Source organism: Acinetobacter sp. ANC_7682, assembly GCF_056779795.1.
In genome coordinates this window covers 1-8,341 of sequence record NZ_JBWYIQ010000053.1, presented here as the reverse complement: position 1 = coordinate 8,341, position 8,341 = coordinate 1, and the positions used below count along the sequence as shown (strand labels likewise).

Below are 8,341 nucleotides of genomic sequence, written 5' to 3'. Positions count from 1 at the left end.
CAGCTGCATCCTCAATCACTTCTTCCGCTTTAGCTTTCTCTACTGCAGCGTCTAAAGTATCTTTAATTTCAGCGAAGTTTGCACCTTCTTGTGCTGCAGCTTCTTGTGCTGCAGCAAGCGCTGCTTCTACATCATCCAACTGCTGACCATCAAACTTGCCTTCAGCAATCAAGTCTTTTACTTTTTCAATCGCTTCTTCTAGCTTTTGCTCAGCAGTTGGATCAGTTGGATCAGTTGGATCAGTTGGATCAGTTGGATCAGTTGGATCAGTTGGATCAGTTGGATCAGTTGGATTATTATCTGATCCATTAGCTGCATCAAATACAGCAACGCCAACTCCAACTGCGCCTAGTGCTAATGCTCCACCAGCTAACCAATTATTTAATATTGTTGCACCAGTTCCAGCACCGCCCTCTAATAAAGCTTCGATATTTTCTAATGGGTTATATTCTACATTTTTGAAATCAAGGACATACATTTCACCGTTTTGATTACGGAAAACAAGATCTGAAGTTTCATAATTGAAGTTATCTAAAGTAATTGTTTCCCCGTTATTTAATTTAATAATGACCTGATTTTCATTCACAATCAGCTCTTGAACATCTTCAGGAGCCACGTCGATCATTACAACTGAGTCTTCAACAATTTTAATTATATTGCTCTCTGAAGTGATCGTATTATTCAAGGTTTTTTTTGAGATAATCTGAGTTTGCATATACAAAATACCCATAGATTTAAAGAAATTTTCCTTAATAGCATTAAACGATCATTTAGTTTTCTAATCAAGATTTTTTTAGATTAAAAATCATATATTTCAATATATTGTGATCTGCATCACACTATTTTTTAATAAAATTGATTTTATTTTATACAGCAACTAAATGATCTTAAGTAGACTGCTATTTACAAATTCAATACGTTGCTTACTTATTGTTCATCTTTTTTCTTGCTTTTAATTTTCATTATTTAATTTCAGAAACACAAATTTTTTTTTGAAAAAAGCAATGGTATAATCTCAAAAAAATGAATAATTTTTATGAAATATTTTTCTTGCGCGCAGTGCAATCGGCAAATCTTTTTTATGAATTCTACATGTACTCATTGTGGAATTAATTTAGGATATGTTGTAGAAGAAAGAGAAATGGGAAGTTTCCATAAACATACTAGTCAGTTGTGGAAATCTATTAATCCCAAATTCAAAAATAAACTCTATAAACCCTGTTTTAATTATTTGCATCATCATGTATGCAATTGGATGATTCCTGCAGAAAGTTCTGATATTTACTGTGACTCTTGCAAACTAACCTCTATTATTCCAAATTTAAATAATCCTGATCACACCATCTATTGGAGCAGATTAGAGCATGCGAAGCGTCGTTTCCTTTATATGATGCAACAACTAAATATCATGCCGAGACCAAAAAAAAATGATCAAGATCAATTTGGACTTAGATTTAATTTTTTGATGCCCGAACCAGATCGTCCTGTTTTAACTGGGCATGCTCAAGGTACAATTACATTAAATGCAAGCGAAGCAGACGTCGTATACCGCGAAACAACCCGAATAAAAATGGGTGAAAACTATCGAACCCTACTCGGTCATTTTCGCCACGAAAGCGGGCATTACTATTTTGATCTCATTCAAGAGCTTCGACCAGATCTCATTGATGCGTTCAGAGTAATGTTTGGAGATGAACGACAAGATTATGCTGAGGCTTTAAAGCGACATTATCACGAAGGTCCACCCATAGACTGGCAGAAAAATTTTATTAGTTCCTATGCAAGTGCTCACCCATGGGAAGATTGGGCAGAGACTTGGGCACATTATTTACATATGATGGATACCTTAGAAACAGCATACTATGCGGGTCTGAGTGTTCAATCTAAACGTGCTGATCTCCCAAGTATGACGATCGAAGAAAATCCGATTGGTGCTAAAAACTTTGAAACTGTTTTACAAAACTGGTTAATCATCACTTTTAACTTAAATGCACTTAATCGCAGTATGGGTTTAGATGATGCATACCCATTTACGCTATCAGATAAAGTCTTAGACAAGCTCAGATTTATTCATCACAAACTATTAGAAATTTCATTTCAAAAATAACTATTTTTGCTTTATCAAAGGTTGAAGTTACTTATTATTTAAATACAATCTTCACCAAGTCTTATTGATTGTGTGTAAATGAAAATAAACGAACAGATTGTACTCGTTACAGGTGGGGCACGAGGCCTTGGCTTGGCTATTACCAAGGCATTATTGAGCGAAGGCGCTCGTGTCGTTGTCAATTATCATAGTAGTCATGAGTCCGCTCAGACATTAAAACTTTCACATCCTGATCAAGTTTTTAGTTATCAAGCGGATATTACTGATGTAGATCAAGTTTCAGAAATGTTTAACGCTGCCAAACTGCATTTTGGTGAAGCTATTCATTCAATTGTGAATAATGCACTCGTTAGATTTAAATTTAACGGGGATGCAAGACCAAATATTTCACAAATACAATGGAATGATATGCACACTCAGTTTGAGGGTGCTGTCAAAGCTGCCCTTAATACCACTCAAGCCGCTTTAGCCGACATGAAAGCTAATCGATTCGGTCGAATTGTGAATATAGGAACAAACTTGGTGCAAAATCCTGTTGTGCCATATCATGACTATACTACTGCAAAATCTGCCCTTCTCGCATTGACGAGAACATGTGCTCATGAATTAGGTGAGTTTGGAATTAATGTCAATATGTTGTCTGGTGGATTACTTCAACAAACTGATGCAAGTAAAAGCACGCCACAGGAAGTTTTTGATTATATTGCTTCCGCTACCCCCTTGCGTAAAGTAGTCACTCCTGATGAGTTTGCTTCAGCCATTTTAATGTTTTTGTCACCGTACTCCAAAGCTGTCACTGGTCAAAATTTAATAGTGGATGGCGGTTTAGTTAAAAATTAATAACGATGCTTAGAGCTTAGGCTATTTTTTATTTAAGGAATAGCCTACCTATATAACCCCAATCGCTTGCTCATAGAGTATTTATGAGTGTTATTTTACAAGGATTTCATGAAACATATGTCTTAGCCATTGATGGCTAGTCTTATGATGACAGGACATATGCCAATATTGTTTAACACCATATGTCGGGAAAGCAATGGGTGCATCAAAGATTTTTAAATTTCCTCGTGATAATAAAACTTCGCTTAAATAATAAGGCACTGTAGCAATCGCATCAGTTTCTTGAACAACAAGACCAACACCAAGATAACTTGGTAATCGCATTAAAATATTTCTTTTAAGTTCAAGGTTTAACAGCTCATTTTCAATATGATAATGCCCCATTCCCGCATCAATATCAATGTGTGATTCTGCCAAATACTGCTCTTTGCTGATTGAATCTCCCGTTAAACGAGGATGATCTTTTGCTGCAATTACAACATAATATTGCTCAAATAGTTTTTGTTGATAAAAGCCATTTTCCAAATGAGGCAGAAATCCTAATGCAAGATCAATTTCACCATTTGCCATTTGATAACTTGTTTCAGAAGTTATTGGACGTACATTTAATCTGACATGAGATGCTTTTGCTTTTAGATATTGGGAAATTTTAGGCAGTAATACTAAATGCGAAACATCAGTCATCGCCAATGTGAATTGTTGATCTGAAATAGCTTCATCAAAATCAATCGTGAAATTATTAATCGCTTCAACTTTACTTAATGCTTCACTGACCAATGGGAATAATTGCTTTGATAATTCCGTCGGGATCATTTCATTCCCAATTCTTAAAAAAAGCGGATCGTTATAATGTTGTCGAATTTTATTAAGAATATTACTTACAGCAGGTTGACTCATCTGCAATTGTTCAGCAGCAATCGAGACACTTTTAAATTTATAAACATGAAAAAAAATACTGAGTAATTTGCAATCTAATTCGTACACGAAACGCGCCTTCTCCTAGTAGATGAGAATCTAAAGTCAAATAAGATCTCATAGTACTTTTATATTTTTATTTTTTCTAGGATCTATTCTGACATTCTCTACAACCATCCCATAAAAAAAGAGCGAAAAATCGCCCTTTTTTTATCATCATCCAAGCTCGAATCATTTAGAAATTATAAATTGCTACAGCACTGACACGATTATCTTCACCTGTGTTAGAACCATTTGGCGTAGATACCACAGCTTTACGCTCACCATACACATATTCCAACCCAAGGCTAATCGGTTTGATCGGGCTATAGAATGCATTGACCCAACCTTGCCAAAGCTCCTTATTGATCTCTGTCAGATTTACTGCACCACCTCGATAAGCATTTGTCACATCTTGATTCATATAACCAAAACCAACAGTTCCACGCCATTGAGGATTAAATTGCTGCGTTAAACCTATGGTAATTGAGTCAAATTCATTCTCATCTAAAATTTCACCAGATGAATTACGGCTGATACCAGGATTCGTCCATGAAACGAAACTGCTATCTCCTTTTACATGATAGTAGTCCGCTTTCAGTGTAGTTGAAGGAGCTAACTTATATTGCATACCAAGTCCTACGCCCCATGCAACGACTTCATCAACTTCTGTTTTCTTTTCATTGACCATAGTACGTAAACTGAGTTTAGCATCATCATTTAATTGATGATTCAATCGCGCTGTGACTGCAGGTGTACGCATTTTAGATAATCCATCTTTTGGATCTTCTGCTGCAAGGACCAAGCCTGTTGCAGGTGCTAAACTCATACTATAACGAACTTGAGGTGTACGTTTTACAGCACCCCCCACATAACCTAAGGCATCAATCGTTTCAGGCATATAGTCTGGCACAGCAAAGTTAGACCAAGTTTGACCAATTAACCATTTATCGTAATTCATATAAGCATGACGTATACGAAGATTATCTAATCCAGCTCCACCCAAAAAGTCGACTTCAACTTTACCTGAAACTTTTTTATCATTGATTTGACTATGAATATCCAAACCTAAACGTGTTGCTGATAGAGTCGACTTCAGTTGATCACTTGCTTCACTTTGTCCCGCTAAAGGAACTTTATTAATATTATTATATAGGCGATCTGCCGCACTACCTTCGGCTTGATATGAGGCATCTAGACGAACATTACCATAAAAATTAAAAGTGGTATCTTTACCAACATTTAGTTTTGGTTGGGGTTTAACAGATTCTGTTTTTAATGTCTCAATCGATTTTGTCTGTACAACAGCATTCTTCTGTTGTTGTTCCATCATTGATTTAAGTACTTCAATTTCTTGACGTAGTTGCTCTATTTCAGACTGTTGTGTGCTTTGTGCAAATGTTGCAGTAGAGGTTAAAACAGCTAATGAGATTAAACTTAAAGTAAAAGGTTTGTTTGAAAAGATCATCCTAATCTCTCTTATCCTATAAAATGGTTTAAAAGTCTAAATAACAGCCACCTTCTGGCAGCTGTCTTATTTATAAAGAATTTTTACTGTGCTTGTTCTACGACTTTAGAAGAGTGCACCGGTTCTTCCTGAGCAATTTTTCCATCTACTGAATTTTTCAGATTCACCATAAAAATTGCTAAGGCTGCAATCACACCAGGAATTGCGATGACCAAGAAATTCATTTGGTGCGGAAGTTCCATGGTTAACAAAGCACCAGTGAGTACTGGACCTACGATTGCACCAATTCGACCAATACCAGATGCCCACCCCATACCAGTTGAACGAACTGTCGACGGATAATATTGTGCGACGAATGTATAAAGTAGAATTTGTGAGCCAATCGTTGCAGCGCCCGCGATTGCAATTAGCGTATACAACACGATTTGTGGACTATTAAAGCCGAGAAGGATAAGTGCAAGTGCACCGCACACGAACATAATTGTGAGTACTTTTTTGATGTGGAAACGATCTGCAAGATATCCACCACCGATTGCACCCACCATACCACCGATATTTAATGCAAATAGGAAGATCATACTTGCACCAAGCGAGTAACCCGCTTGAATCATCAGTTTTGGCAACCAGCTTCCTAAAGCATAAACCATGAGTAAACACATAAAGAATGCAACCCAGAACATGAAAGTACTGAAGGTACGACCTTGCTGGAATAATGCTTTTAAAGGAGCTTCATCACCTGCTGTGACTTCATCTAATACAAATTGAGTGTCAGCAGTAATATTTTTTTCAGGTGCGATTTTCTTCACATTAATTCGCACTTGCTCGGTTTGGTTTTTGTTGGTCAGGTACATCAAAGATTCTGGTAGGAATTTCCAAATCAACGGCAATGCGATTAAAGGCAATGCAGCGATATAGAACATAATTTTCCAGCCATATTGTGGAACTAACCAAGCACCTAATAATGCTGACGTCATACCACCAATTGCATATCCACTGAACATAAGGGCAACTAAAGTACTTCTAATTCGCTTAGGTGCATATTCAGTCATTAAAGCAACAACGTTAGGCATCACACCGCCAATACCCAGACCAGCAAGAAAGCGTAAAATACCAAATTCAGTTGGATTCGATGCAAATGCCCCCAAAAATGTAAATCCACTGAAGATTGCCACACAAATCATAATGGTTTTTTTACGACCAAGCTTATCTGATAATGTACCAAATGACATAGCACCGAACATCATCCCGAATAAAGCTGTGCTTGCTAACAATCCAGCTTGTACTGAAGTTAATGCCCATTCCTGCATTAATAAAGGTAATGCAACTCCATAAATAACAAGATCATAACCATCAAAGATAATAATCAATAAGCACCAAAACAATACACCCCAATGAAATGGTGTGAACTTAGCATCATCAATCACACGATTGATATTTAATTTGTTTGCTTCCAAGGTTGCGCCTCCTGCAAATAAACTCTCCAAAAATATGACGCAACATTGACTTAAAGCTGAAAAAATGTCCAAAACCGAATATATCTATATATATACCTTCAAGGTCTAAATAATCTCGAGGGCTTATTTCTATTATGATTGAATGAAAATTAGACGAATAATTACTTAAAAAAAAAATTCTTTGAGAATTTCTAATTTGAATTTTTTATTGCAACCTACTTTTTCTTCAAAGTTAAAATTATTTGTTTGAAATTTATCAAAAAAATTAAGCCCCTTTTCGGGGCATAAGCTAAAGTCGTAGTTATTTTGAGTATTTAAGATTTTTGATTGCTATTTTTTATCCAATAGCTTTAGACCTAAGTCTAATTATTGTATTAGACCCTATCTAAATTAAATTTCTATCATACTTAATTGCTTCTAAATCATACACTTGGTAAATACAATCTATTAGAGACATGATGTCCTCGCTCTCATCTAGATTACGTATCGTCATAAATACTGGACTTACTGCAGTTTCATCTAAAATTGGGATGTAAAGCAAATGGGATAGCTGAATTGATTTCGCACTTTCTGGGACAATACAAATACCTTCACCAGCTGCAACCAAACCAAGAGATAGCTGAATTTCTCGCACCAAACGTATATTTTTAGGTTCTAAATTATATTCTGCAAACAAGGCTTGGACTTGAGTTGCAAAGCTAGGGGTTGTATGGCTAGGGTATAAAAAAATATTTTCATCAGAAATATCAGATAGATAAACACCTTCTTTTTTTAAACTTAAAGGATGACTCGCATGCACTGCCATCATTAAGCGCTCTTCACGAAGCAAAATTCGCTTCAATGCTGGATCTGAAATTCTAAGCCGCCCAAATCCAACATCAATCTTCCCCTCTTTGAGTGCTTTAACTTGTTCTAACGTGGTCATTTCAACAAGTTCAATCTTTAAGTGGGGTTGCTGCTGCCTATATAAATATACAATTTTAGAAAGCAGCCCATAAAGCAGTGACCCGACAAACCCCATTGTTACTGTACGTTCAACTAGACCTATACGCTTTGTCATAGACTTAACTTCTTCAGCATTGGCAAGTAATTTCACTGCGTGCTGATAAAAGAAATAACCGGCTTGTGTTGTTTTTAATGGACGGCTACCTCGCTCAAATAAAGCAATGCCAAGCTCTGATTCCAAATTTTGAATTTGTCTACTTAATGGTGGCTGCGCAATAAATAACTTTTCGGCTGCTTTTGTAAAACTTTGTTCTTCTACCACTGCGACAAAATATCGTAGATGTCTAAGCTCCATGACTTCCATACCTTTAAAATATATTAAAATGCAAAAATGATCTTCGACTCTATTTTTGCATTCTTTTAAGGTATACCACATGAAATACACAATGCAAGAATGCGTAGAGTGGAAATGATTACATCAGTTGAAACCTTGCTCGTTGAAATCCCGACGATCCGCCCACACAAGATGGCGGTCGCAACGATGCAAACTCAAACCTTAGTCCTCATTAAAAT

The 8,341-nt window shown here is 36.3% G+C and carries 7 protein-coding genes; 2 read left to right on the top strand and 5 right to left on the bottom strand.

All coding sequences use genetic code 11. The features are described 5' to 3' along the window. Positions 1 to 715 (bottom strand): BapA/Bap/LapF family prefix-like domain-containing protein (locus tag AC1M9D_RS13645; protein WP_481612408.1); only part of this gene is annotated, 715 nt, incomplete at its 3' end. Between the two features lie 321 nt (positions 716 to 1,036). Here AC1M9D_RS13645 and AC1M9D_RS13640 point away from each other — a divergent pair. Beyond that, positions 1,037 to 2,107: a zinc-binding metallopeptidase family protein gene (locus AC1M9D_RS13640; protein ID WP_481612407.1), complete on the top strand. Its 1,071-nt coding sequence runs from the start codon at positions 1,037 to 1,039 to the stop codon at positions 2,105 to 2,107. 78 nt (positions 2,108 to 2,185) lie between these two features. Further along, positions 2,186 to 2,947, top strand: a complete 762-nt coding sequence (locus AC1M9D_RS13635; protein WP_481611182.1) for a 3-oxoacyl-ACP reductase — start codon at positions 2,186 to 2,188, stop codon at positions 2,945 to 2,947. A gap of 90 nt (positions 2,948 to 3,037) precedes the next feature. On the opposite strand, the gene AC1M9D_RS13630 is transcribed toward AC1M9D_RS13635, so the two are convergent. The 4 genes from AC1M9D_RS13630 to AC1M9D_RS13615 all read right to left on the bottom strand — a co-directional run bounded on the left by AC1M9D_RS13630 (position 3,038) and on the right by AC1M9D_RS13615 (position 8,123). Next, positions 3,038 to 3,931: a LysR family transcriptional regulator gene (locus tag AC1M9D_RS13630; RefSeq protein WP_035270286.1), complete on the bottom strand. Its 894-nt coding sequence runs from the start codon at positions 3,929 to 3,931 to the stop codon at positions 3,038 to 3,040. A gap of 166 nt (positions 3,932 to 4,097) precedes the next feature. Then, positions 4,098 to 5,369: a DcaP family trimeric outer membrane transporter gene (locus AC1M9D_RS13625; RefSeq protein WP_481612406.1), complete on the bottom strand. Its 1,272-nt coding sequence runs from the start codon at positions 5,367 to 5,369 to the stop codon at positions 4,098 to 4,100. An 83-nt stretch (positions 5,370 to 5,452) separates the two neighbouring features. Further along, on the bottom strand, positions 5,453 to 6,823 hold the full coding sequence (locus tag AC1M9D_RS13620) for an MFS transporter (protein ID WP_092766280.1): 1,371 nt from the start codon (positions 6,821 to 6,823) through the stop codon (positions 5,453 to 5,455). Between the two features lie 385 nt (positions 6,824 to 7,208). Beyond that, positions 7,209 to 8,123, bottom strand: a complete 915-nt coding sequence (locus AC1M9D_RS13615) for a LysR family transcriptional regulator (RefSeq protein WP_035270297.1) — start codon at positions 8,121 to 8,123, stop codon at positions 7,209 to 7,211. Between the last annotated feature and the right edge of the window lie 218 nt (positions 8,124 to 8,341).